Source organism: Duganella sp. CF517 (assembly GCF_900110275.1).
In the GTDB taxonomy this organism is placed as follows: Bacteria; Pseudomonadota; Gammaproteobacteria; order Burkholderiales; family Burkholderiaceae_D; genus Rugamonas.
In genome coordinates this window covers 298873-323040 of sequence record NZ_FODC01000003.1, presented here as the reverse complement: position 1 = coordinate 323040, position 24168 = coordinate 298873, and the positions used below count along the sequence as shown (strand labels likewise).

At 65.0% G+C, this 24168-nt stretch carries 15 protein-coding genes; 4 read left to right on the top strand and 11 right to left on the bottom strand.

Translation table 11 applies throughout. The features are described 5' to 3' along the window. The first annotated feature begins 11 nt into the window (after nt 1–11). The 4 genes from BMX85_RS13140 to BMX85_RS13125 all read left to right on the top strand — a co-directional run bounded on the left by BMX85_RS13140 (nt 12) and on the right by BMX85_RS13125 (nt 10153). The gene (locus BMX85_RS13140) at nt 12–2753 is read left to right on the top strand and encodes an HAD-IC family P-type ATPase (RefSeq protein WP_090318457.1); all 2742 of its coding nucleotides are present in this window, start codon (nt 12–14) and stop codon (nt 2751–2753) included. Nucleotides 2754–2840: 87 nt separating this feature from the next. After that, nucleotides 2841–6716: a beta-galactosidase gene (locus BMX85_RS13135; RefSeq protein ID WP_090318454.1), complete on the top strand. Its 3876-nt coding sequence runs from the start codon at nt 2841–2843 to the stop codon at nt 6714–6716. A gap of 92 nt (nt 6717–6808) precedes the next feature. Next, entirely contained in the window at nt 6809–9211 is a 2403-nt protein-coding gene (locus BMX85_RS13130; protein ID WP_229210437.1) for a glycosyl hydrolase 115 family protein, read from the top strand. An 87-nt stretch (nt 9212–9298) separates the two neighbouring features. Further along, entirely contained in the window at nt 9299–10153 is an 855-nt protein-coding gene (locus BMX85_RS13125) for a class I SAM-dependent methyltransferase (RefSeq protein ID WP_090318447.1), read from the top strand. Between the two features lie 180 nt (nt 10154–10333). On the opposite strand, the gene BMX85_RS13120 is transcribed toward BMX85_RS13125, so the two are convergent. The 11 genes from BMX85_RS13120 to BMX85_RS13070 form a co-directional block, all read right to left on the bottom strand. Continuing rightward, a complete protein-coding gene (locus tag BMX85_RS13120) occupies nt 10334–11035 on the bottom strand; it encodes a poly(ADP-ribose) polymerase family protein (protein WP_143067968.1) in 702 nt (233 codons plus the stop codon). A gap of 258 nt (nt 11036–11293) precedes the next feature. Further along, the gene (locus BMX85_RS13115) at nt 11294–12853 is read right to left on the bottom strand and encodes a TerC family protein (RefSeq protein ID WP_090318441.1); all 1560 of its coding nucleotides are present in this window, start codon (nt 12851–12853) and stop codon (nt 11294–11296) included. A 77-nt stretch (nt 12854–12930) separates the two neighbouring features. Continuing rightward, nucleotides 12931–14334, bottom strand: a complete 1404-nt coding sequence (locus BMX85_RS13110) for a glycoside hydrolase family 28 protein (RefSeq protein WP_090318438.1) — start codon at nt 14332–14334, stop codon at nt 12931–12933. Between the two features lie 143 nt (nt 14335–14477). Then, the gene (paoC, locus tag BMX85_RS13105; RefSeq protein WP_090318433.1) at nt 14478–16679 is read right to left on the bottom strand and encodes an aldehyde oxidoreductase molybdenum-binding subunit PaoC; all 2202 of its coding nucleotides are present in this window, start codon (nt 16677–16679) and stop codon (nt 14478–14480) included. 4 nt (nt 16680–16683) lie between these two features. Further along, the gene (locus BMX85_RS13100; protein WP_090318431.1) at nt 16684–17637 is read right to left on the bottom strand and encodes an FAD binding domain-containing protein; all 954 of its coding nucleotides are present in this window, start codon (nt 17635–17637) and stop codon (nt 16684–16686) included. Then, nucleotides 17634–18287 (bottom strand): aldehyde dehydrogenase iron-sulfur subunit PaoA, encoded by a 654-nt coding sequence (gene paoA, locus BMX85_RS13095; RefSeq protein ID WP_090318428.1) that lies wholly within the window; start codon nt 18285–18287, stop codon nt 17634–17636. Before paoA ends, BMX85_RS13100 begins: the two co-directional genes overlap by 4 nt. 207 nt (nt 18288–18494) lie before the next feature. Next, nucleotides 18495–19319, bottom strand: coding sequence for a ferritin-like domain-containing protein (locus BMX85_RS13090; protein WP_090318425.1), 825 nt, complete (start codon nt 19317–19319; stop codon nt 18495–18497). Nucleotides 19320–19438: 119 nt separating this feature from the next. Next, the gene (locus BMX85_RS13085) at nt 19439–19759 is read right to left on the bottom strand and encodes a type II toxin-antitoxin system PemK/MazF family toxin (RefSeq protein WP_090318422.1); all 321 of its coding nucleotides are present in this window, start codon (nt 19757–19759) and stop codon (nt 19439–19441) included. Next, nucleotides 19753–20001: an AbrB/MazE/SpoVT family DNA-binding domain-containing protein gene (locus BMX85_RS13080; RefSeq protein WP_090318420.1), complete on the bottom strand. Its 249-nt coding sequence runs from the start codon at nt 19999–20001 to the stop codon at nt 19753–19755. The genes BMX85_RS13085 and BMX85_RS13080 overlap by 7 nt, the downstream gene beginning before the upstream one ends. Nucleotides 20002–20105: 104 nt before the next feature. Further along, nucleotides 20106–21059: a S66 peptidase family protein gene (locus BMX85_RS13075; protein WP_229210436.1), complete on the bottom strand. Its 954-nt coding sequence runs from the start codon at nt 21057–21059 to the stop codon at nt 20106–20108. 110 nt (nt 21060–21169) lie between these two features. Then, nucleotides 21170–23935 (bottom strand): TonB-dependent receptor, encoded by a 2766-nt coding sequence (locus tag BMX85_RS13070; protein ID WP_090318414.1) that lies wholly within the window; start codon nt 23933–23935, stop codon nt 21170–21172. Nucleotides 23936–24168 lie beyond the last annotated feature (233 nt).

Sequence of the window (24168 nt, the reverse complement as noted above, 5' to 3'; positions counted from 1 at the left end):
GATGGCCCACAATGACCTGCTCCACACACGCGCCCGGTCAAGGCGCTCCCGATCGCGGGTCGCGGTCCGCCGGCACCGGCTGGCACGCGCTGTCGCCGGAGCAAGCGATGGCGCGGCTGGGGACCAGTCCCGACGGCCTGGAGGCGCATGAGGCCGAACGTCGTCTCGCCGCTTCCGGCGCCAATACCTTGCCGGCGGCGCCGGCGCAGAGGCCCCTCAAGCGCCTGCTGCTGCAATTTCACAATCTTCTCATCTACGTACTGCTGGCGTCGGCGCTGCTATCGGTGTCGCTCGGCCACCTGGCCGACGCGTCGGTGATATTGGCGGTGGTGGCGCTGAACGCGGCGATCGGCTTTTTCCAGGAGGGCCGGGCGGCCGCCGCGCTCGACGCCATCCGCGGCATGGCGGCGCAGCGCGCGTCGGTACGGCGCGACGGCCGTCGGACCACCATCGACGCCGCGCACATCGTCCCCGGCGACGTCGTGCTGCTGGAGGCGGGCGACCGCGTCCCCGCCGACCTGCGTTTGCTCAGAGCCAGCAACCTCAACATCGACGAAGCGGTGCTCACCGGCGAATCGGCGCCGGTCGAAAAAAGCGGGCAGCCGGTGGCGGCCGACAGCACGCTCGCCGAGCGCGCCTCGATGGCGTTGTCCGGCACTTATGTGACGTCGGGCCAGGGCGTTGGCGTGGCGACCGCCACCGGCGCCAACACGGCCCTGGGCGGCATCGGCGTCCTGGTCGGCCAGGTCGAATCGCTGGAAACGCCGCTGATCCGCCAGATGGCCGGCTTCGCCCGGCAGCTGACGCTGGTCATCCTGGCGGTGTCCGTGCTGACGCTGCTGTTCGCGCGCTACGTGCGCGCCTATCCGCTCGCCGACGCGCTGATGGCCGTGGTCGGCGTGGCGGTGGCGGCCATTCCCGAAGGCTTGCCCGCCATCATGAGCATCGCGCTGGCGATCGGCGTGCGCCGCATGGCTGCGCGCAACGCCATCGTGCGGCGGCTGCCGGCCGTCGAAACGTTGGGCGCCGTGTCGGTCATCTGCACCGACAAGACCGGCACGCTGACCTGCAACGCGATGACCGTGCGCACCTTCGTCACCGGCGTCGATACCTATGAGGCGACCGGGGCCGGCTATGATCCGGCCGGCGCCATCTGCGCCGGCGGCGTCGAGATCGATCCGGCCGCGCGCGCCGACGTGGCCGAGCTGGCGCGCGCCGCCCTGCTCTGCAATGACGCGTCCGTCCAGCCGGGGGAACATGGCTGGCGGGTCGACGGCGACCCGATGGAGGGCGCGCTGGCGACGCTGGCGATGAAGGCCGGTCTCGACCCGGCGCTGCTGCGCAAGCAATTCCCCCGCGCCGACGAGATCCCGTTCGACGCCAGGCACCGCTTCATGGCCAGCCTGCATCACAGCCACGAGGATGGCGGCACGATCCTGGTCAAGGGCGCGCCGGAGCACATCCTGGCCCTGTGCGCCAGCGAACGCTGCGCCGAGGGCGAGCGGCCGCTGCGGGCGGCGCATTGGCAGGCGCGGGTCGACGCCCTGGCGTCCCGGGGCCAGCGGGTGCTGGCGTTGGCCGTCAAGCCGGCGCGTGCGGGCCAGCACGAGCTGGTCTTCGGCGACATCGACGGGCTCATCTTCATCGGCCTGGCCGGCTTCATCGACCCGCCCCGGGAGGAGGCGACAGCGGCCGTGGCCAGTTGCCGCGCGGCCGGCATCCGCGTCGTCATGATCACCGGCGACCATGCCGTGACCGCCACCGAAATCGCGCGCCAGCTCGGTATCGCGGACCAGCCCAGGACCTTGCCCGGGGCCGCGCTCGACGCGCTCGACGATCGGCAACTGCAAGACGTGGCGCTTGAAACCGACGTGTTCGCTCGCACCACGCCGCTGCACAAGCTGCGCCTGGTCCAGGCCCTGCAGGCGCGCGGCCTGGTGGTGGCGATGACGGGCGACGGCGTCAACGACGCCCCCGCGCTCAAGCGCGCCGACATCGGCGTGGCCATGGGCGACAACGGCACCGAGGCGGCCAAGCAGGCGGCCGAGATGGTGCTGCTCGACGACAACTTCGCCTCCATCGTCGCCGCCGTGCGCGAAGGCCGCACAGTCTACGACAACCTGATGAAGGTGATCGCCTGGACGCTGCCGACCAACACCGGCCAGGCGCTCACCATCGTCGCCGCCATCGTGCTGGGCCTGGCGTTGCCCATCACACCGATACAGATCCTATGGATTAACATGGTGACGGCGGTCGCCCTCGGCCTGACCTTGGCCTTCGAGCCGAGCGAAGCGGGTACGATGCTGCGACCGCCACGCGCGGCGCGGCGACCGATCGTCACGCTGGACCTGCTGTGGCGCATCCTGTTCGTGTCGGCGCTGTTCGTCGCGGCGGCCTTCGGCATGTACTTCTGGGTGGAAGATCGCGGACTCGGCACGGAGCTGGCGCGCACCATGGTGGTCAACACGCTGGTGGTGCTGGAGATTTTTTATCTGTTCAGCGTGCGCTATGTGCACGGGTCGTCGCTGACCTGGCAAGGCGCGCTCGGCACACCGGCGGTGCTCGGCGGCGTCGCGCTCACCATCGCCGCGCAGGCGCTGTTCACCTACGCGCCGTTCATGCAAGCCATCTTCGGGACGCGCCCGGTGGCATGGCGCGATGGTTTGGCCATTGTCGGCGCCGGCCTGGTCTTGCTGGCCATCGTCGAGGCCGAAAAAGCGCTACGCCGGCGGCTGGCGCAGCGCCTCGACTGAATCACTCAACTTGTTGATCGGGTGGCGTGTTGCCCGTGGGGCATATGGACTTATGATGTGGGGTTCTTACCTCACCGAACCAGGTCCATGCCGAACCTCACACGCATCGCTCGAAAAACCATCGCCGGCATCGGCGCTGCGACCCTGGCACTGGGCTGCGCCGCCCAGGAACTGGGCATTCCGCAGGCCTCGGACGCGGACCGGCCGGCCAGCCAGGCGCGCGGCGGAGCGGCCGACGCCTCAGCGTTTCTGATGGCCAGTTTCAACAGCACGTCGGACAACTGGCTCAGCCTGTTCTCGTCGACCGACGGCGTCACCTTCACGTCGCTGGCTTCCGATGCGTACCGGCCACCGAGCAAGCTGATGCGCGACCCGGCGATTGTGCGCCACAGTGACGGATACTATTATGTGCTGTACGCCACCGGCGCGGACAGCGCCGAGCTGGGACTCACCCGCTCCCGGGACCTGAAGAGTTGGCAGTTCGTGCGCAACGTGCCGCTGGCACTGCCGGGCAACGCCCAGGTCGTCGCGCCGGAATGGCTGCGCGACAAGGATGGATCGCTGAAGGCCATCGTCTCGCGCAGCGCCGGCGGCAGCTATGTGTTGACGCCGAGCGCCGACTTCGGCGCATGGTCGGCGCCGCAGCCGTTGCAGGGTTTGCCGGACAACTATGTCGACACGATCGTCGCCGTCACCGACGGCGGCTACACCGCCCTCGCCCGCAACGGCGCCACCGGCCTGATCGAGATGGCCGGCGCCAAGTCGTTGCAAGGCCCGTGGACCGTCGAGCGGCAAGGCGACTGGGCCAGGTGGGGCGCCACCAGCGGCGCCCATTCGCTGGTCAAGCTGCCCGGCGGCCAATGGCGCCTGTACTTCGGCGACGCCGCCACCGGCCGCCGCTGGTACTCCGACAGCGACGATGGCTTGCGCACGTGGCGCGCGGCCAAACAACTGGGCGGCGTGTCCGGCATTATCGGCCAGGCCTCGGTGCTGGTCGATGACCGCAAGGCGCTGGCGCAGGCCACCAAGCCGAAAGGCCAACCGAAAAAGGTCGGCTGGGACGAACATTCGATGCTGATCGACGGCAAGCGCGTGGTGGTCTGGTCCGGCGAGATCCACCCGTTCCGCCTGCCCAATCCATCACTATGGCGCGACGTCATCCAGAAGATGAAGGCGCTCGGCTTCAACGGCGTGGCGTTCTATTTCGACTGGGGTTACCACTCCGCCGCGCCCGGCGTCTACGATTTCTCGCATGTGCGCAACGTCGAACGCGCGCTCGAGATCGCCGAAGAGGAAGGCATGTACGTCATCGCCCGCACCGGCCCGTATGTGAACGCGGAGCTGACCGGCGGCGGCTATCCCGGCTGGATGTTCCGCAACCGCGCCGAGGCGCGCACCGACGATCCGGTCTACCTGAGCGCCGTCGACGAGTGGATGACGCAAATTAACGCCATCATCGCGCGCCATCAGGTCACCACCGGCGGCGGCAACGTCATCGCCTACCAGCTCGAGAACGAGCTGGGCAAAGTCGAGCCGAAGCACGTGCGCCACATGGAGCACCTGGCGAGGAAGGCGCGCGCGGACGGCATCAGCGTGCCGTTCTTCCACAACGCCGCCGGACGGCTGCCTGACTGGACGCCCAAGGATTCGACCGCGCCGTGGGCCAATCCCGGCCCGACCGACATGTACGCGTTCGATGGCTACCCCGGCGGCACCTGCAACGTGCACGCCGATCCCGCCGGTCCGAACAGGGCGCCGGACTGGGGCATCTACGGTAAGAATTCGCCGAAGATCGGTGCGCTGTCGTCGCCGAAGACGCCGGGTTTCGCCGCCGAACTGGGCGGCGGGTGGTTCGACTACTGGGGCTCGAACGGCACCTACAATTGCACCGGCGAGCGCCAGGGAACCGGCTACCAACGGGTCTTCTATGGCACCAACCTGATCAACCGCATCACGATCCACAACATCTACATGACGTTCGGCGGCACCTCGTGGGGCTGGCTGGCCGGGCCGGTGGTGTACACCTCCTACGATTACGGCGCGCCGATCTCGGAGGACCGGGGCTTGCGGACCAAGGCCTACGGGCTGAAACAGCAAGGCATGCTGGTGCAGGCGGCCGAGCAGGCGCTGGCGAAGATGGACAAGGGACCGGAGATCAAGACCTCGTCCGACAAGGTCAAGGTTTATCACAACATCAATCCCGATCTGAACACGCATATCCTGTTCGCGGTCCACAGCCCGTCCGACCTGCTGACCAGCGACAGCTTCACCTTCGACCTGACGACCAGGGACGGCACGTACAAGGTACCGCTGCGCCTGAACGGCCAGGACGCCAAGATGCTGCTGGCCGACTACAAGCTGGAGCGTCATCACCTGGTCTACTCGACGTCGGAACTGCAGACGCACTTCGCCAACGGCGAGCGCGACATCGCGCTGCTGCACGGCCGCGGCGGCGAGCCGGGCGAGACCTTGCTGCGCTACGCCAGCGCGCCCAGGGTGGAGGTCATCGAAGGCAAGGTGACATCGCGCTACGACAACGGCGTCCTCAAGCTAGATTACGTCCACGACGGCCTGGCGCGCGTGCGCATCTCCGGCGGCGGCCGCACGCCGCTGCTGCTGTTGCTGGCCGACGAGAAACACAGCATCGCCTTCTGGAGCCAGAAAACGCCGGCCGGCCAGGTTCTTCAACTGAGTCCCGCGATGGTGCGCTCGGCCAGCCTGGCGGGCGGAAAGCTGGCGCTAACGGGCGATACGACAGCCGTCAGCGATATGCAGATTTGGGGACCATCCGTCGCGGCGGTCACCTTCAACGGCGAGAGCCTTGCGGTCACCGCCCAGCCGGACGGCAGCCTGCGCACCGCCGCGTTGAAAGGGCCGGAAGTCGTGAAGCTGCCCGACCTCGGCGCGCTGGGCTGGACGCGGCGCATGGACAGGCCCGAGGCGCAACCGAAGTTCGACGACTCGGCCTGGATCAAGGCCGACCAACGCGCCTCGGCGGCGCAGACATGGACCATGCCGGAACGCGGCCAGCCGACCTTGTCGATGAGCGATTACGGTTTCCACCACGGCGACGTCTGGTATCGCGGCCGCCTCGACCTGACCGACACGAAGAGCAATCAGCTGGAACTGTTTTACGGCGCCGGTGGCGCGGGCATGATACAGGTGTGGGTCGATGGTAAGTTCATCGGCCAGCATGAACTCGACGTCGGCCGCTCCTTCCCCGAGACCACGGACAGCGTGAAGTTCACACTCGGCGACAAGTTGGCGAACGGTCCGCACGTGATTGCGGTCATGGTGCGCAACAACTCGCACAACTGGAACCTGATGGCCGACGACTATCACCGCGAGGCGCGCGGCTTGATCTCGGCCTCGCTGACGTCGCGCGGCGGCCGGCGCTACGCCGTGCCGATCGACTGGCGCATCCAGGGCACGCAGGGTGGCGAGAACATCGTCGACGTCGTGCGCGGTCCGATGAACAACGGCGGCCTGTACGGCGAACGAGAGGGCTGGTACCTGCCGGCGGCGGCTGGCAAGACTTTCAATGCCGGCTGGGCCAAGGCCAGGACCGGCGACGCGCCGCCGGCGCCGGGCACCTACTGGCTGCGGACCGCGTTCGATCTGGACTTGCCGAAGGGCCACGACATCCAGCTTGGACTGGCGTTCGGCGACACCACCAAGCCGCGTTCGGAGCGCGAGAACCGCGCGCTGATCTTCGTCAACGGCTGGAACATGGGACAGTTCATCGCCCACATCGGGCCGCAACGCGTCTTTGTGATCCCGCCGGGCATCCTGAACCCGAACGGCGCCAACACTATCGCGCTGGCGGTCACCACCGACGGCAAGCCCGGCAACGCGCTGGAACCCGTCAAGCTGGTCAACCTGCGAACCGTGCGCGGGGGCGTGCCGCTCGAGATCATGCCGGGGGCGGCGCCTGCTTCCACCTCGGCCAGCGCGCAGCGATGAGGCTCGCCGGACCGCTCGCCTGTTGGGCGTTGTACGCCTCCGTGCAGAGCGCCGGCGCCGGTGAGCTGGCCTTGTATCGGCGAGGCGGTCCGGTGGCAGCCATTGTTCATGACGACCAGAAAACCTATGCGCTGGCGGCGCGACTGCTGGGCCGCGACCTGCAGGCGCTGAGTGGCGAGTCGCCGCGCATCTCGTCGCGCTTGCAGGACTGCGGCAAGACCTGCGTGGTCATCGGCGCCTACGACACGCCGCTGCTGCGCCAGCTGGCCAAGCGCGACGGCCTTGATCTGGCGGCGTTGCGCGGAGAGTGGGAGCGGCACAAACGGCTGGTCGTCCGTTCCAAAAAGCAGAGCTATGTGTTGATCGCCGGTTCCGACGTCCGTGGCACGGTCTACGGCGTGGTGGACCTGACGCGCGAACTCGGCGTCTCGGCCTGGGAATGGTGGGCGGACGTGACGCCGCGCCGCCAGGCCCGCGTGGCCATCGATGATGCCACCGTGTTCTCGCGCGCGCCGTCGGTCCACTATCGCGGCATCTTCCTCAACGACGAGGACTGGGGTTTGCAGCCGTGGGCGGCAAAGACCTACGATCCCAAGACCGGCGACATCGGCCCCGCCACCTACGCGCGTATCTACGAGCTGATGTGGCGCCTGAAGGCCAATACGCTGTGGCCGGCGATGCACGACTCGACCAAGCCTTTCTATCAGATCGCCGGCAACCCGGAGATGGCGCGCGATTACGCCATCGTGGTCGGTACCTCCCACGCCGAGCCGATGATGCGCAACAACGTGCGCGAATGGAATCTGAAGGCGAACGGCCCGTTCAACTTCTTCACCAACCGCGACCGCATGATCGCCTATTGGGATGAGCGTGTCCGCCAAGTCAAACGTTTCGAAACCCTGATGTCGGTCGGCTTGCGCGGCGTGCACGACAGCGCGATGGAAGGCGCGAAGACGATCGCGGAGGCGCGCGACGGCGTCGAACAGGTGATCGATATCCAGCGCGGCTTGCTGTCCAGGGCGCAGGGCCGTCCGCCGGAGCGGATTCCGCAAGTGCTCACCTTGTACAAGGAAGTGCTCGATATTTACAAGGCCGGGCTGAAGGTGCCGGACGACATCAGCCTGATTTGGCCGGACGACAACTACGGATATATCAGCCAGCTCGGCACCGCGACCGAGGCCAAACGCGGCGGCGGCGCGGGGCTTTACTATCATTTGTCCTACTGGGGCCGGCCGCACGATTATCTGTGGCTGGGAACGACGCATCCGTCGCTGGTGCGCGAGCAACTGGAGCGCGCCTGGCACACCGGCGCGCGCAAGCTGTGGGTGGCCAACGTCGGCGATATCAAGCCGCTGGAATACCTGAGCCAGTACTTTCTCGATCTGGCCTTCGATCACACTCTGCTGGCTCAGGCGCCCAGCGAACACCTGCATGACTGGTTGGCGCGCCAGTTCGATACTGAACAAGCGCGGCAGATCACCGACATCATGATGGAATACTACGCGCTGGCCTGGGAGCGCCGGCCGGAATTCATGGGCTTCGGCCAGACCGAGCCGACCACGCCGAACAAGCCGACGGCGTATCTGCAATCGGGCGGCGACGAGGCGCTGCGCCGTCTGGATAGATATGCCGCCATCACCGCGCGCGCCGAGGCGCTGGCGCAAGCGATGCCGGCCGAGCGCCGCGACGCGTTCCACGAACTGGTGCTGTACCCGGTACGCGCGAGCGCCAACCTCAACGCGCGCATCCTGAAGCTGGAGTTGGCAGGGTTGCCGGACAACGCCGGCGCCCGCGCCGAGCAGTATGTGACGCAGGCCAAGGCGGCGCACCGAGCCATTGTCGCCGATACCGCCGAATACAATGGACTGGCCAACGGCAAATGGCGCCACATGATGGATATGGCGCCTCGCAGACTGCCGGTGTTTGCCGAGCCGGCCTGGCCGCCTCCACCGGGCGCCGCCTCAGCGGCAGCGGCCACGCCGTCCGCCTCTCCGCCAACGCAGGCAGCGCGGCCGCGCGCGGTGTCGATCGCGGCTTCCAGCGCGGCGCCGCATCCGCAATGGCAAAAGATCGAGGAGCTGGGCAGCATGGGCGCGGTGCTGCGTTCGTCGCTGGCCTTGTCCTCCGTCGAGGCGGGCCAGGCTGCGGATGTGGCGCCGCTGGTGATCGAGTTCCACTCCGATTCCAGCGGCCCGGTCGGCGTGAACATCGTCGCCCTCCCCACCCATCCCCTGACGTCGGAAAATCAACTCAGGCTCGGTTATCGCATCGATGACGGCGCGCTGGCGATACTCGACTTCCGCACCCACGGGCGCAGCGACGAATGGAAGCTCAACGTGCTGAGCAATACTGCGGTGCGGTCGTTGCCGCCGCAGCGGCTTGCGCCGGGCAAGCATCGGCTGCGCCTGTACGCGATGGACCCCGGGTTCATGCTGGACCGTGTCGACATCGTTCCCGAGGGCGCGGCGCGTTACTACGGCGCGACACCGCGATAGCGCGATAGCCCAAGTCATCGTTCTGCAATATCTCCATGCTAATCTTTCTCGGCACGCTCCCGCAACCGACCAGCCGGACATCAGCCCATGACTATCGCTGCACGACTAAGGATCTCTCCGCTCCGCGCGCACGGCGGTGACGAAATCGACTTACCCTACGCGCCCTCGCCGTGGCGGCTGAAACAGTGCAGGCAGACCGGCATTGTGTTCCTGGCCAATCCTCCGGCATACGAGGAGCTGTCACAGGACTTCGCCTACGAGGTGACGTTCGAAAAGGAAACGCAGGCCCGCAAGCAAGCGGAGCCTTTGCGCTACGCGATCAGCACCGCGCTCAAACGCTTCCGCGGCCGCATCCTGAAGCGCAACAAGAGCCTGACCTTGGTGCAGCGGCTGATCCGCGATGCGCGCGGCGCCAGGATCAACGTGCTCGATGTCGGCTGTGGCTGGGGTTCGCTGCTCGATGATTTGTTCAAGTCGCTGCCGGCCGATTTGCGTGGCAAAAGCGTGCCGCACGGCATAGAGATATCGCAAGAGCTGTCGAGGATATCGGACGGCAAGCTGCGCAAGGCCGGCGGCCGCTGCGTGCACGCGTCGGCGATGGATGGGTTGGACGATTTCGACGACGGGTACTTCGACGTTATCATCATGGCGTCTTTTCTTGAGCACGACATCAATCCGCTGACGGTGCTGGAGCGCTCGGCGAAGCGGCTCAAACCCGGTGGATCGATACTGGTCAAGGTGCCCAACTACAATTGCTTCAACCGGTATTTGCGCGGGTCGCGCTGGTGCGGATTCCGTTGGCCGGACCATGTGAATTACTTCACGCCGGAGACATTGAAGGCGACGGCGCGGTTGGCCGGGTTGGATGTGGTGCGGATGTCGATCTTGGATCGCAGCCCGCTCAGCGACAATATGTATGCGATTTTGCGGCGGATGAAGTGATGGTGGAGCATGTCCGTTTTACTAGTTGACACTTGACCCGAGACGCGGTGTCTGGCGGGCCAACGACAGCGCCCGCCGCATTGCAGACGTGCAAGCGCTGGCTTCAGCGTGCTCTTCCAAACGCGAAGCAGTCGAGCTGGTAGGCCAGTCTGGTGGCGACACCCGCCCCCCGGGCCGCCGTCACGAGATGGTTTTGCTGATGACGTCATTGGTGGCAAACGACCTGAGCACCGGCGCGTTCTGGCCATCCATGTACAAAGCCCGCGGCACCGGCATCAACATGATGCATTTCGAAATCTCGGGGCCGAAGAAAAACGTTTCTGGAAGCGATGCCTCGCCGGTCCCCGGGGTCTGCGGACCTGACAAGGAGCAATACCTCAAATTTGGATCACTGCGCTGGCGGGTGACAAAGCGCTTTGCCATCTCACCGTCCATGCCTTCGTTCACAGGCAACTTGTAGTTGTGACCGACATATTCCCTTTTCACATAGATGCGGAACATCGTGCCGCCTTCGCCGCCATCATCCCCCAAGTAACCCTTGGCGACCTCGATGTCGGAAGACCCATAGAGCCCGGCCCAAATCTCGGTGACGCTGCCGAAATCCTGGATCGGCCGGCTGTAAATATCCCAGGCAGGCCGTGGCCGCTTGCTCGGCACCAGATCCATGTCGAATCGCGGATTTGGCTTGCGCGTTCCCTTCCACCCGATCGGACGCCATCCTTTTGCGAGAATATAGGGGTGAAGATCGCGAAAGACGTCGGGCGTGTAGCGCTCCGTCCAAATCCCCGCCATGGCGTGATATCGCTGTCGCGTGCTCTTGGGCGCGTCCGCGCTCTTTTTGGACCGTAGGAATTCTTCGAACACCATGCGCGCTGGACTCATATGCTTCTCCTTCGATTGATCGCGTTAGTCTGCCAAGGCCTCTTAGTGCCTTGCCGCGACCGGCGGCACTTCACCGGTCATTCAGACATAAATACGTACGCATCCTTGATGTGGATGCATCGAAAGTGAAAAGTTCAGACACGCGCTGGGCGAATGGGCACCGGCTTGGCAGGCCTCGGGTGACCGCCTCGGCGTGTCCACGCTGCGCGCTGGGACACGTCAGCGGCCTGGAAATGCGCCGCCGACGACCCCCGCGCGTTATTCGTCGACCGATGTCGCCGGTTCGACGCGCGTCACCATCACGGCCGCGATGCGCCGCTCGACCACCTCGATCACCTCGAACCGCAGACCGTCAACCTCGACCGCCTCGCCCACGGTGGGCAGGTTGCCGAGACGCTCCAGCATGAAGCCCGCCAGCGACGTGTAATCGTCGTTCTCGCTGATCAGTTCGTCCGTCTCCAGCACTTGCTCCAGATAATGCAGATCGGCCGTGCCGGCGACGCGCCAGCAACCCGGCCCCTGCTCCTGCACATCCGGCTGCTCGTCCTCGTCGGGGAACTCGCCGGCGATCGCTTCCAGGATATCGATCGGCGTCACCACGCCCTGGATCGTGCCGTACTCGTCGGCGATCAACACCAATTGACCGCGCGAACGCTTCAACGTCTCCATCACCTTCAGCACGCCGCTGGCCTCGGGCATGATGATGGGCTCGCGGATATGCTCGGGCGGGATCGGCACGCCGCGCGCCAGGTTGGCCATCAGCTCCTTGGCGCGGACGACGCCGATGATGTTGTCCAGCTGCCCACGGCTGACCGGGAAGAAACTGTGCGGCGTTTCCAGAATCTGGCCCTGGATCGTGGCCGTGTCGGCGTCCAGGTCGATCCATGAAATGTTCGAGCGCACCGTCATGATCGAGCGCACCGAGCGTTGCGACAAGCTGAGCACGCCGCTGACCATGTTGCGCTCTTCTTGCTCGAACGCTTCCGGCACCACGGCCGTCGTGGTGCCCTCTTCTTCGCCACCGGCGGCGACGCGCTTCTTGCTGCCCAACAGGCGCAACACGGCATCGGCGGTGCGGTCGCGCAATGGAACACGCGATTCGCGGGTGACGAAATTACGGCGCGCCAACTGGTTGAGCGCCTCGATCACCACCGAGAAGCCGATGGCGGCATACAGATAACCCTTCGGAATGTGGAAGCCGAGGCCCTCGGCGATCAGGCTCAGGCCGATCATCAAGAGGAAACTCAGGCACAGCACCACCACCGTCGGATGGGCATTGACGAAGCGGGTCAGCGGCTTGGAGGCAAGCAGCATCACGCCCATCGAAATGACGACGGCGGCCATCATGACGCCAAGCTCATCCACCATGCCGACCGCCGTGATGACCGCGTCGAGCGAAAACACGGCGTCGAGCACGATGATCTGGGCGACGACCGCGCCGAAACCGGCGTAGACCCTGGAGCCGCCCTGGGTTTCGTGCACCTTGCCTTCGACCCGCTCGTGGAGCTCGATCGTGGCTTTGAACAGCAGGAAGAAGCCGCCCAGCAGCAGGATCAAATCCCGTCCGGAGAAGCTTAGCGCGGCAATCGAGAACAGCGGTTCGGTCAGGGTGACCAGCCAGGACATTACGCTCAACAAGCCCAGGCGCATCAGCATCGCCAGGCTCAGGCCGACGAGCCTCGCCTTGTCGCGCTGCTCCGGCGCCAGTTTATCGGCGAGGATCGCGATGAAGATGAGATTGTCGACGCCAAGTACGATTTCGAGAACGATTAATGCAAACAGACCGACCCAAATGTTTGGGTCGAATAGCCATTCCATGCGCTGCTTTCAGTGTTGAGAAGCATGCATTGTAATCCATGCCGGCGCCGCGCCCGATTGTCGCCGCGCCGGCCGGACTAGTTTGCGTTGACGAAACCAACAACGTTTTCCGTCATAATCGGCGTTTCCCTCACCGCCCGGACGGCGATATTTTCGAGCTTGACCGTTTTGACCGGCATCTCGCGCTCGGCCTTCACCCGGCAGACGAAGGCGGCTTCGCCGACCGCAATATTACGAACGTGCAAACCTTCGATCGGTGTCAGCCGGCGCTCGTAGGTCGGCACCAGGTTCTTCCACTGGTATAAAACATCGGTTTCGACGCACAGCACGCCGCCGGCGATCCTCGTGGCGATGACGTCGGACATATAAATGTTGCGGACATACCCGCCGCGCCGCTCGTTGGTTTTAACGTACAGCAAGTTGGTGATGGTGCTTGCGGTGGCCGAGCCGGAGGCATCGAAGTGGCAGTTATCGACCAGCACGTTCTCGACGCCGGCCGACAGTTCGCTGCCGATGGCGATCAGCTGGTGGCCGTTCTTGATGCGGCAATTGCGCATGACAATGTTTTTGGACGGTACGCCCAGCCGCCAGGCGTCGCGATCGCGGCCGGATTTGACGGAGATCGCGTCGTCGCCCTGGTCGAACACGCAATCCTCGATCAGCACGTTTTGGGTCATTTCCGGATCGACGCCATCGTTGTTATGGCCATGCGCACTGATTTTGACGCGGCGGATGACGACATCGCGGCTCAGCAGCGGGTGCAACACCCAGAACGGACTGTCCTCGATACTGATATCCTCGACCAGCACGTGCCGGCAGCGGTTGAACTGGATGAACTGCGGCCGCAGATTGGCCGCGCCGGCGGTCATCTGGCGCTCGGAAACCGGTGCCTCGATGGCCGCCAGCTTATACAGCGCCACCAGCGCCTCCATATGCGGTTGCGGGCGTTGGTACCACTCCCGCCAGACGTCCAGTTTGGCCTTGAGTCTGCCTTCGCCGGTAATGGCGACGTTGTCGCACTCAAACGCGTAGACCAGCGGCGAGTAGTTGTAGCACTCGAGCCCTTCCCAGCTGCTCAGCACGGCCGGCAGATAGTCCGCCGGCTTTTCGGAGAACAACAAGGTGGCGCCCTTGGCGAGATGCAGGTTGACGTTGCTTTTAAGGTGGATCTTGGCGGTAGGCCAGGTGCCGGGCGGAACGACAACGATGCCTGAACCGGCCGCGCTGGCGGCCATGATGGCGGCGGCGATGGCGTCGGAAGTCTTGCGCTGGTCGTTTTGGTCGGCGCCGAAATCGGTGATGGGAAAGCGTGGACTGGCGGAAAAGTCGGGAATGGCGATGGCCGGCATGGCGAACGGCGCGCTGACTTGCACCAGCAGCTGCGGGTGGCGCGGACCGAACGGCATGCGGGCGCAAGCCGAGAGCAAGGGGACGGCGAAGCCGGCGAACAGCACCGTTCGCCGCGACATCGAGTGGGGCATTGAGCTACTCCTGGATTGATTCGGCGTAGCGATGGTAGAACAGGTCGTCCACCGCTACGCTTGGCCATGAGAAATACTCATGGCTGTGATCAATCCGGGGTCAGGTCTGCCTTTGGTACACGGGCGCGACCGTATCCCCGCTTTTACGCCGTCAACGGCATTTTATCGATCAACTTATCGAGGGTGATCGGGTAGTCGCGCACGCGCACACCGGTGGCGTTATAGACCGCGTTGGCGATGGCCGCGCCCACGCCGCAAATGCCCAGCTCGCCCACGCCCTTGGCCTTCATCGGCGACGAGATCGGATCGGTCTCATCCAGGAATATGACTTCCTGGTGCGGAATGTCGGCGTGCACGGGCACTTCATAGCCCGCCAGATCGTGGTTGACGAAGAAACCGCCCCGCTTGTCGACGACCAGATGCTCCATCAACGCGGCGCCGGCGCCCATCGTCATCGCGCCGATCACCTGGCTGCGCGCCGACTTGGGATTGAGAATGCGGCCGGCCGCGCACACCGCCAGCATGCGGCGGATGCGCGTCTCGCCGGTGTAGGCGTCGACCGCCACCTCGACGAAATGCGCGCCGAACGTCGATTGCTGGAACTTCTTATCCAGATCGCCGTACTCCATCGTGTCCTCGGCAACGATCTCGCCGTCCTGCGCTGCCTGCTGCAACGTCAACGATTTGCCGCCGGCGCGCACCGAGCCGCCGCTGAATTCCGCTTCGGCGGCGTTCATGCCGGCCTTCTGCGCGATCGCCTCGCGCAGCTTGACGCAAGCGGCGTACACGCCCGCCGTCGAGCTGTTGGCGCCCCACTGCCCGCCCGAGCCGGCCGAGACCGGGAAATCGGAGTCGCCCAGCTTGACCACCACCTTGTCGATGGGCAGGCCCATCATTTCGGCGGCGGTCTGCGCGATGATGGTATAGGTGCCGGTGCCGATATCGGTCATGTCGGTCTCGACCGTGACGACGCCCTTGCCGTCCAGGCGCACGCGGGCGGCCGATTTCATCACGATATTGTTGCGGAACGCGGCGGCGACGCCCATGCCGACCAGCCAGCGGCCATCGCGCACCTTGCCCGGCTCCACGCTGCGCTTGCTCCAGCCGAAGCGCTCGGCGCCGCTGCGCAGGCACTCGACCAATCGCCGCTGCGAGAACTTGCGCTCGCGCTGGGCCGGATCGTGCGTGACGTCGTTGATGATCCGGAACGTCACCGGGTCCATCTTGAGTTTTTCCGACAGCTCGTCGACGGCGATTTCCAGCGCCATCAAACCGGGCGCCTCGCCCGGCGCGCGCATGGCGTTACCTTCCGGCAGGTCGAGCACGGACAGGCGCATCTTGGTCATGCGGTTGGCGCCCGCGTACAGCAGCTTGGTCTGGTTGACCGCCGTTTCCGGTTGGCCTTCCGGCAGGTCGCCCGACCAGCTTTCGTGGCCGATGGCGGTGATCTTGCCTTCCCTGCTGGCGCCGATGCGGATGCGCTGGATAGTCGCCGGCCGGTGTGTGGTGTTGTTGAACATCAGCGGCCGCTGCAAGGTCACTTTGACCGGCCGGTTGGCCGCCTTGGCGCCCAGCGCCGCCAGCACCGCCTCGGCGCGCACGAACAACTTGCCGCCGAAGCCGCCGCCGATGTACGGCGACACCAGCCGCACTTTTTCCTTGGGGATGCCAAGCGTCTTGGCGACGTCGCCCTGGCCCCAGGCGATCATCTGGTTCGCCGTCCACACGGTGACCTTGTCGCCGTCCCACTTGGCGATGGACGCGTGCGGCTCCATCATCGCGTGCGATTGATCCGGCGTGGTGTAGGTGGCGTCGATGCGCACCGGCGCCGACGCGAAGGCGCCGGCGAAGTCGCCGACCTTGGAATCGGCGTTCTCCTTGTCCTTGTGCGGCACGCCCTTGTCTTTTTCCTTGGCCAGGTCGTACGCGCCCTTGGCGGCGGCGTACTTGACCTGCACCAGTTGCGCCGCCGCGCGCGCCTGTTCGAAGGTCTCGGCGACCACCAGCGCGACCGCCTGGTGATAGTGCTGGATCTCCGGTCCGCCGAGCAGCTTGGCGGTGTTCATCTTGCCCTTGCCCAGCTTGCCGGCGTTGTCGGCGGTGACGATGGCGATGACGCCGGGCGCGCGCTTGGCGGCGGCCAGGTCCATCGAGACGATGCGTCCCTTGGCGATGGCGGCGCCGACCACGTAGCCGTAGGCGGCGTTGGGCGCGGCCTCGTGCTGTTCATAGGCGTACGGCGCGGTGCCGGTGGTTTTCATCGGACCGTCGATGCGGTCCAGGGGCTTGCCGACGACCTTGAGCTGGTCGATCGGATTGGTGGTGGCTGGAGTGGTGAATTTCATGGCGTCAGGCTTTCTTCGCTTCCGCCAGCACAGATTCTATCGTGCGCTGAACCAGGGTGATCTTAAAGGCGTTTTCTTCGGTGGTCTTGGCGCCGGCCAGCAACTGGGCGGCCACGGCTTTGCCGCCGCGCGGCAGGCTGTCGTCGGCGCCCGGCATGCGCCAGGGCTTGTGGGCGACACCGCCCAGCGCGACCCGGCCGGTGCCGTCCGGCAGCACGACCGCCGCCACCGAGATCAGCGCGAAGGCGTACGACGAGCGGTCGCGCACCTTGCGGTAGTAATGTTTGCCGCCCAGCGGCTTGGGCAAGGTCACGGCGGTGATCATCTCGCCCGGCATCAGCGTGGTTTCGATGTGCGGGGTCTTGCCCGGCAGGCGGTGGAACTCGGCCATCGGGATGCTGCGGGTCGAACCGTCGGGACGCACGGTCTCGACGACCGCGTCCAGCAATTGCATGGCGACCGCCATGTCGCTCGGATGGGTGGCGATGCACTCGTCGCTGACGCCGACGATGGCGTGGTTGCGGCTATGGCCGGCGATGGCCGAGCAGCCGCTGCCCGGCGTGCGCTTGTTGCAGGCCTGGTTGGTGTCGTAGAAGTAAGGGCAACGGGTACGCTGCAGCAAGTTGCCGGCGGTGGTGGCCTTGTTGCGCAGCTGCGCCGAGGCGCCGGCCAGCAAGGCGCGCGACAGTACGCCGTAATCGCGGCGGATGCGCTCGTCGGCGGCCAGGTCGGTGTTGCGCACCATGGCGCCGATGCGGACCCCACCTTGTGGCGTGCCTTCGATCTTGTCGAGGCCGACGCCGTTGACGTCGATCAGGTGGGCCGGGGTTTCGATCTCCAGCTTCATCAGGTCCAGCAGATTGGTGCCGCCGGCGATGAACTTGGCGTTGGGCGTGCGTGCGGCGATGGCGGCCGCTTCGGCCGGCGATTGCGCGCGCTGATAGGTGAAGGCTCTCATGCGGCGCTCCCGGCGACTTCGCTGATCGCGTCGATGATGTTGGAATAGGCGCCGCAACGGCAGATATTGCCGCTCATGCGTTCGCGCAATTCGGTAGCGTTGAGCAAGGGACGCGCGGTCAAATCCGGGCTGACGTGGCTCGGAATGCCCTGCTTGATTTCCTCAAGCGCGGAGACGGCCGAACAGATTTGCCCCGGAGTACAGTAGCCGCACTGGTAGCCGTCGTGCTTGACGAAGGCCGCCTGCATCGGGTGCAGCTTGGCCGGCGTGCCGAGGCCCTCGATGGTGGTGACCTTGGCGCCTTCGTGCATCACGGCAAGGGTCAGGCAGGAATTGATGCGGCGGCCGTCGACGATCACCGTGCAGGCGCCGCACTGGCCGTGGTCGCAGCCCTTCTTGGTGCCGGTCAGATGCAGGTTCTCGCGCAGGGCGTCGAGCAAGGTGGTGCGCGTGTCGACTTCGAGCTTGCGCACTTCGCCGTTGACCTGGAACGACACTTTCGCGGTCACTGGCGGAGTGGCGGCCTGGGCGGCAGTGGCGCTGCCCGTCTGGGCGGCGGCGATCGACGGTACGGCGCTCGCGGTCGCCGACAGCGCGCCGGCGATCAATAGCTCCCGCCTGGAGAGTGTAACTTGGCTAAGGTCGTTCATGGGTTCGCGTCCTAATGGCTGATGTTGTAGAGGCCCCTTTGGATGAGGCAGTCTCTTTTATATTAAGCGCATTCGGGGTGGTGGATTCGCACTGTTGGATCAGGCAATCGAACCGTGGAATTGGGCAATCCGGCCCATGTGGTTTTGCTCCTGCCAACGGGTTCCTAATCCCGTGCGGCGGCCGCCGGGCCGCATGAATACGCGCTTTCAGCCGCCCATTGCGCGGATTTCGTCCATCGTGAACCCGGCCCGCACCCGTGCCTCGACGTTGAACGGGCCGCGCAATGCGGGGGCGCGGTAACGCAAGGCCAAGGCTGCATAAGCGGCGCCCGGCTCCAGTCCATTCTGCTCGCACAGGTATCTGTACCAGCGGTTGCCGATCTCCACATGGCCGATCTCGTCGCGCAGGATAATGTCGAGGATATGGGCTGCCGGCATGTCGCCGGCCTGTGCCAGCTTGGCGCGCAGCGGCGGATTGGCGTCCAGGCCGCGCGCTTCCAGGGTGCGCGGCACCAGCGCCATGCGGGCCAGCACGTCGCCGGTGGTCCGCTCGACCATCTCCCATAAACTGTCGTGGGCGGGAAAATCGCCGTATGTGTGACCTAGCGCACCCAAGTGCTTAACCAGCAGTGAAAAATGCAACGCTTCTTCGTCGGCGACGCGCAACCAATCGGTGTAATAGCCTGGCGGCAAGTCCGGGAAACGCCAAAGCGCGTCGAGGGCGAGGTTGATGGCGTTGAATTCGATGTGGGCCAGCGCATGGATCAGCATGGCCCGGCCTTCGAGCGTGTTCATCGAGCGGCGCCCTACTTCGCGCGGCGGTACCAGATCGGGTTTTTGCGGGCGGCCGGGGATGGCGGCGGTGGCTTGCAGCATGGAGGACGGGTTCGGCGGACACAGGCCGGCGGCCGACGCGGCGGCCATGGCGACGACGGCGGCGACCTTTTTGGATGGATCGGCTTCCAGCAGGCAATTCAGCGCGTAGGCGCGCAGTTCGGTCGGGGCGGATTCGGGGCTTGGGGATGGGTGCATCGGGTCTAGGGGACTTGCGGGAAAGGCGGCAGTTTAACATCGCAGCGCTCCGCTCACTCGACCTCAGTAACCGCATCTCCTGTTTTCGCCCCGGCGTAGCCCGGGGGGCGTCCGCACGTTCACGGTGCGAAGATTTCTTGAAGCGTGCGCAGAGCGACCACTAGCGTCTTTGAATTAACAACGCCGAATTTTGTCATTAAACGTGTCTTATCGACAGTTCTGATTTGATCCAGGAGAATAAGCCCCTTCTTTCCACCGTGAGTGATGGCGATGCGAAATGGCGCGGGCCGTCTTCCGGTGGACATTGGCGCAATCACGACTGTCCTAAGGTGGTCGTGCATTTCCGGCGGTGAAATAATCACGCACGGGCGCGATTTTTGAATTTCGCTTCCGACAGTCGGGTCAAGATTCACCAACCAGATTTCACCCCGTTTTACCACTTGATGGCCTCGTCCTCGGCGTTAACGAAATCCGGCATGACCAAACCGTCATCCCCTGCCGCCGCCAGCGACTTACTCGCCTCCGCCCACCCACTACGAACAGGCTGAGCTGGCGCACGAACTACAATCGCACCATCCTCCACCGTTACTTCGGCCTCATCTTTCAGACCGACTTGGGCCAAGAGAGACGTAGGGAAAATCAGTCCTTTGGAATTTCCGATACGTCGAATCGATATCCGCATATACCCTCCAGTGTAATAACAATGTTATACCGGCCTACACACAAGGTCAACGTCATAGTGATAACAATGCCGCAATTCCGGACGCGAAAAGGCCCTGAGCCGTCCTAGAGCACCCCTGGCTCCAGCAGCGTCAGCGTTTGTTGCGCCGTGTCGAGCCGCGCCCGGATGCCGACCGGCATCGTGAACTGGTGGCGGATGTGGCCGAAGGAATAGCCGGCAACCGCCGGACGGGTCAATGGCGACAGATGCTGGTCGACCGTCTCGTCCAGAGACAGCGCGTTGTCGCCGTCGATCCCTTCGCAATGCTCGAAAATGCCCAGCATGACGGCGGCCGCGTTGCGATATCCCTGGCTCAGCTGCAACTGCGTCATCATGCGGTCGATACGGTACGGCTCCTCGTTCACATCCTCCAGATACAGGATGGCGTCGGTGAAGTCGACTGCGTAGGGCGTGCCGGCCAGCGCGCTGAACAACGACAGGTTGCCGCCGATCAGCCGGCCGGTGGCGACGCCCGCATGGATCGTGCGGATCCGGTAGTTGGCGTGGTCCTCGCCCGCCAGCGCGTTTTCCGGCGACATGGTGATCACATAATTGTCGTGCGGCGTCATCAGCACGTTGCGCAGATGGGTGACGGCGTAGTCCGAGAGCGTGGACGAGGCCACCGGGCCGTGGAAAGTCACCAGCCCCGCGTGCTTGAGGAGCGCCAGATGCAGGCAGGTGATGTCCGAATAGCCGATCAATACCTTCGGATGGGCGCGTATCAGCCGGTAATCGATGTGTTCGAGCAGCGCGATACAGCCCGAGCCGCCCCGTATCGCCCACACCGCCTTGATCTCCGGATCGAGGAACATGCCGTGCAGGTCGTCCAGCCGCTGCTGGACGGTGCCCGCATAGTTGCCGTAGACGTAGTGGATGTTGTTGGCGACGCGTGCGCGCAGGCCCAACGACTCGATATTGGCGACCGCTTTCGCCAGCGCCTCCTCGTTGGTGTGGCCGCCCGGCGCGATGATGCCGACCAGGTCGCCCGGCAGCAATCTGGCGGGTTTAATCGGACGCATGGGTTTCCTCCGACGCGAAGCCGGCGCGGCCGCCACCGCCGCCGCGCTCGTCCCCAGCGCGGCGGCGGCCAGCAGGTTGCCGAACCGCCGCCGGCTCAATCCCCCCGACATTACAGGAACTTGTACTTCAGCAAAACGCTAAGCGAGCGGCCGCGCGGATCGGCCACACGCGGGTCCCAGCCTGCGCCCACCACTTCGTCGACGTTATGCGCCGTGAAAGGCGGATCGGTGTCGAGGATGTTCTGGATGCCCACCGTGATCGTGGTGTTGCGGATGCCGCTGTAGGTGGCCGACAAGTCGTACTTGGTGTAGGCCTTGACGTTGGGGTTGAATCCCGGCGGCGGCGCCGACTTGCCATTGTTGGGCAACTGGTCCTTGTAACCGGTGCTGTAGTTCTGGATCAGCATGGCGCTCCAGTCGCCCTTCGCCAGGCTGATGCTGGCGTTGTGCTTCCAGCGCAGATACAGGTCGCGGGTGTAGAAGTTGCCCACGTATTCCTTATACTCCTGCCCTTCGAACTCGGCGAACTTGAAGCTGTTGGTGTAGGTGCCGTCGAGGTTGAAGCTCCAGTTGTAGTTGCTGACTTTGCCTTCGCCGCGCAGGCTCAGGTCGGCGCCGCGCGTCTTGGCGCCGGCGGCGTTGATCCAGCCGGCCTGTACGTAGGCGATGGTGTTGTCCGGATTGCGTATGATGTTCTCGGACAGCGCGGCCGCGTTGGCCAGCACCACTTGCGGCGTGCGGTTCAGGATGCGGTTGAGCGTGTTGATGGCCCAGTAGTCGAGCGAGGCCGAATAGCCCTTGACCGGCTCGAAGACGACGCCGAGGCTGCCCTGTTTCGAGGTTTCCGGCTTCAGCCTGGTGTTGCCGCCGGTCAGATACTCCAGGCGCGGAATGGCGCAGAACGCCGGATTGCCGGGATTGGCCGGGCAGCCGATCGGGTCGATGATGCCGTTCGGCAATTCCTGCAACAGGCTGCCGGAATACAGTTGCGTAAAGCTTGGCGCCAGGAAGCCCTTGTTGGCCGAGCCACGGAACAGCAGCGAGCTGTTGGGCTGGTAGCGGAACGACACTTTCGGGTTGGTGGTGTCGCCGAACACGCTGTAGTGGTCGCGCCGCACGGCCAGTTGCACTTCCAGCTCCTTGGTGACGGGCACCAGCAGCTCGGTGTAGAAGGCCTTGATGTCGCGCGTGGCCTCGTTCAACGCCGCGTTGCCGGGCGCCAGCAGGATTTGCGTGGCGTCGACGTCCTGGGCGAAGCTGTAGCCTTCGCGGCGCAGGTCGAAGCCGACCGCCATCGACATCGCTCCGGCCGGCAGCTGCATCACCTCGCCGGAGATGTTGCCGTCGATCTGGGTCAGCTTGGTCTTGCCGTGCTGCAGCGGCCCGCGATAGCGGGTCGAGTCGATCAGCGCGATCGCCTCCGGCGTCTGGGTCTGGCCCGGCGCCAGCCACGGATTGATCAGGCCGGTGCCGAGCGCGGCGTAGATCTTGCTGCTGTAGCCGTAGCCGTCGAGCAGGCGGGTCTTGGTCTTGCTCTCGCCGTGCGACACGCCGGCGCGGTAGTCCCACTTGCCCAGCAGGACGCCCTCGGCGCCGAGCAGCAGGCGGGCGTTGTCGGTGACGTTCTCCTGCTTGCGGTAGCCCCAGTCGTTGGCGCGCCATTTGTACGAAATCGGCTTGGACTTGTCGAACGTGGAAATATACGGCGACAAATCCTGATAATAGGCGCCGCCGACCGGATAGACGCCGCCGTTGGCCACGGTGGCCGAGATCTGCACCGGCGTCAATTCCGACAGCGCCTTGGTGTGGCCGTACAAGGCCTCGACGAACACCTTGTGATCCGGATTGATCTGCAAGCTGCCGCGCGAGACCGCGTTCAGGCGCTCGACCGGGAAGCTGATGATGTAGTCGGCGCCGTAATCGTAGGCGCACGAATAGGTGCTGCGGGTGGCGGCGGTGACGTCTTTCCACAGCGCCGTCTGGTATTGCGACATGCCGGGAATCGAGTCGCACTTGCCCTGGAAGCTCAGGGGGTTCGCCTGCAGGTAGGTGGTACTGTCGCCCGGCATCTTGAAACCGGCGCCGAGCGCGGTGCCGGGGCCGTTCAACTGATTGGCGAACGGCGTGCCGGTGGTGTCGGGCGACAGGCCGCGCGCGGGCTGGAAGCCGTTGGCGAACGAGCGCTCGCGCGAGCTCAGCTTTTCGTCGTTGTCGTAGGTGACGCTGCCCATCAGGTTGTAGCCGTCGGTCTGCAGCGAGCCGGTGCCGCCCAGCAGCGACAGGCGGCGCTTGGCGCCGCCGCCCTCCTCGGTGAAGTTGCCGGTATAGGACGCCTCCAGGCCGCGATAATCGGTGCGCAGGATGAAGTTGATGACGCCGCCGATGGCGTCGGTGCCGTAGATGGCGGAGGCGCCGTCCTTAAGGATCTCGACGCGGGCGATGGCGCCCAGCGGAATCGCGTTCAGGTCGACCGACTTGCCGCTGGCGCCGTAGGTGGCGATGCGGCGGCCGTTGAGCAGCACCAGCGTGCTGTTGGGGCCCAGCCCGCGCAGCGACGCGTACGACGCGCCGCCGCTGACGCGGTCGGCGTCGGCGCCGAAGACGTTATTACCGGAAGTCATATTGTCGGCGCCGGTGCCGTTGGCCGACAGAGTGCGGATCAGTTGCTCGGTGCTGGTGATGCCCTGCTTCTCGATGGTGTCGTAATTGATCACCTGCACCGGCAACGCGCCCTCCTTGGCCACCCGTTTGATGCTGCTGCCGGTGATTTCGACCCGTTGCATGCTCGGTTCGCCGCTTTGCGCCAGCACCGGGCCCGCTGCCGGGGCCACCACACCTATCAGCGCAATCATGTGCGCCAGTTTCTTAACCCTCACGGCCTCTCCCTTTGATGTACCTGCGATCTATCGAGTGTGGCGGTTGGCGGCGTCATGGCGCCGCGCTGTCCCGCCAACCCAGATTAGCCGCTCGACTTTGTCGCCATCCAATGAAAATAGCTTTTGAGGTTATAACTTTTAGTCATAAAGTGAGCGGCGCAGGATGAGGATGCCAGCCGGGCCGCGTTTGCGGAATGGCATTTGTATCATTTTTGCCACGGAGTAAAGAATAA

Bases quoted from the DNA above. Each gene is read 5' to 3' on its own strand.
- paoC (WP_090318433.1), bottom strand. From the start codon at position 16,679: ATGAAATTCACCACTCCAGCCACCACCAATCCGATCGACCAGCTCAAG.
- BMX85_RS13110 (WP_090318438.1), bottom strand. From the start codon at position 14,334: ATGCCCCACTCGATGTCGCGGCGAACGGTGCTGTTCGCCGGCTTCGCC.
- BMX85_RS13100 (WP_090318431.1), bottom strand. From the start codon at position 17,637: ATGAGAGCCTTCACCTATCAGCGCGCGCAATCGCCGGCCGAAGCGGCC.
- BMX85_RS13115 (WP_090318441.1), bottom strand. From the start codon at position 12,853: ATGGAATGGCTATTCGACCCAAACATTTGGGTCGGTCTGTTTGCATTA.
- BMX85_RS13080 (WP_090318420.1), bottom strand. From the start codon at position 20,001: ATGCGGATATCGATTCGACGTATCGGAAATTCCAAAGGACTGATTTTC.
- BMX85_RS13075 (WP_229210436.1), bottom strand. From the start codon at position 21,059: ATGCGTCCGATTAAACCCGCCAGATTGCTGCCGGGCGACCTGGTCGGC.
- BMX85_RS13090 (WP_090318425.1), bottom strand. From the start codon at position 19,319: ATGCACCCATCCCCAAGCCCCGAATCCGCCCCGACCGAACTGCGCGCC.
- BMX85_RS13135 (WP_090318454.1), top strand. From the start codon at position 2,841: ATGCCGAACCTCACACGCATCGCTCGAAAAACCATCGCCGGCATCGGC.
- BMX85_RS13140 (WP_090318457.1), top strand. From the start codon at position 12: ATGACCTGCTCCACACACGCGCCCGGTCAAGGCGCTCCCGATCGCGGG.
- BMX85_RS13120 (WP_143067968.1), bottom strand. From the start codon at position 11,035: ATGAGTCCAGCGCGCATGGTGTTCGAAGAATTCCTACGGTCCAAAAAG.
- paoA (WP_090318428.1), bottom strand. From the start codon at position 18,287: ATGAACGACCTTAGCCAAGTTACACTCTCCAGGCGGGAGCTATTGATC.
- BMX85_RS13125 (WP_090318447.1), top strand. From the start codon at position 9,299: ATGACTATCGCTGCACGACTAAGGATCTCTCCGCTCCGCGCGCACGGC.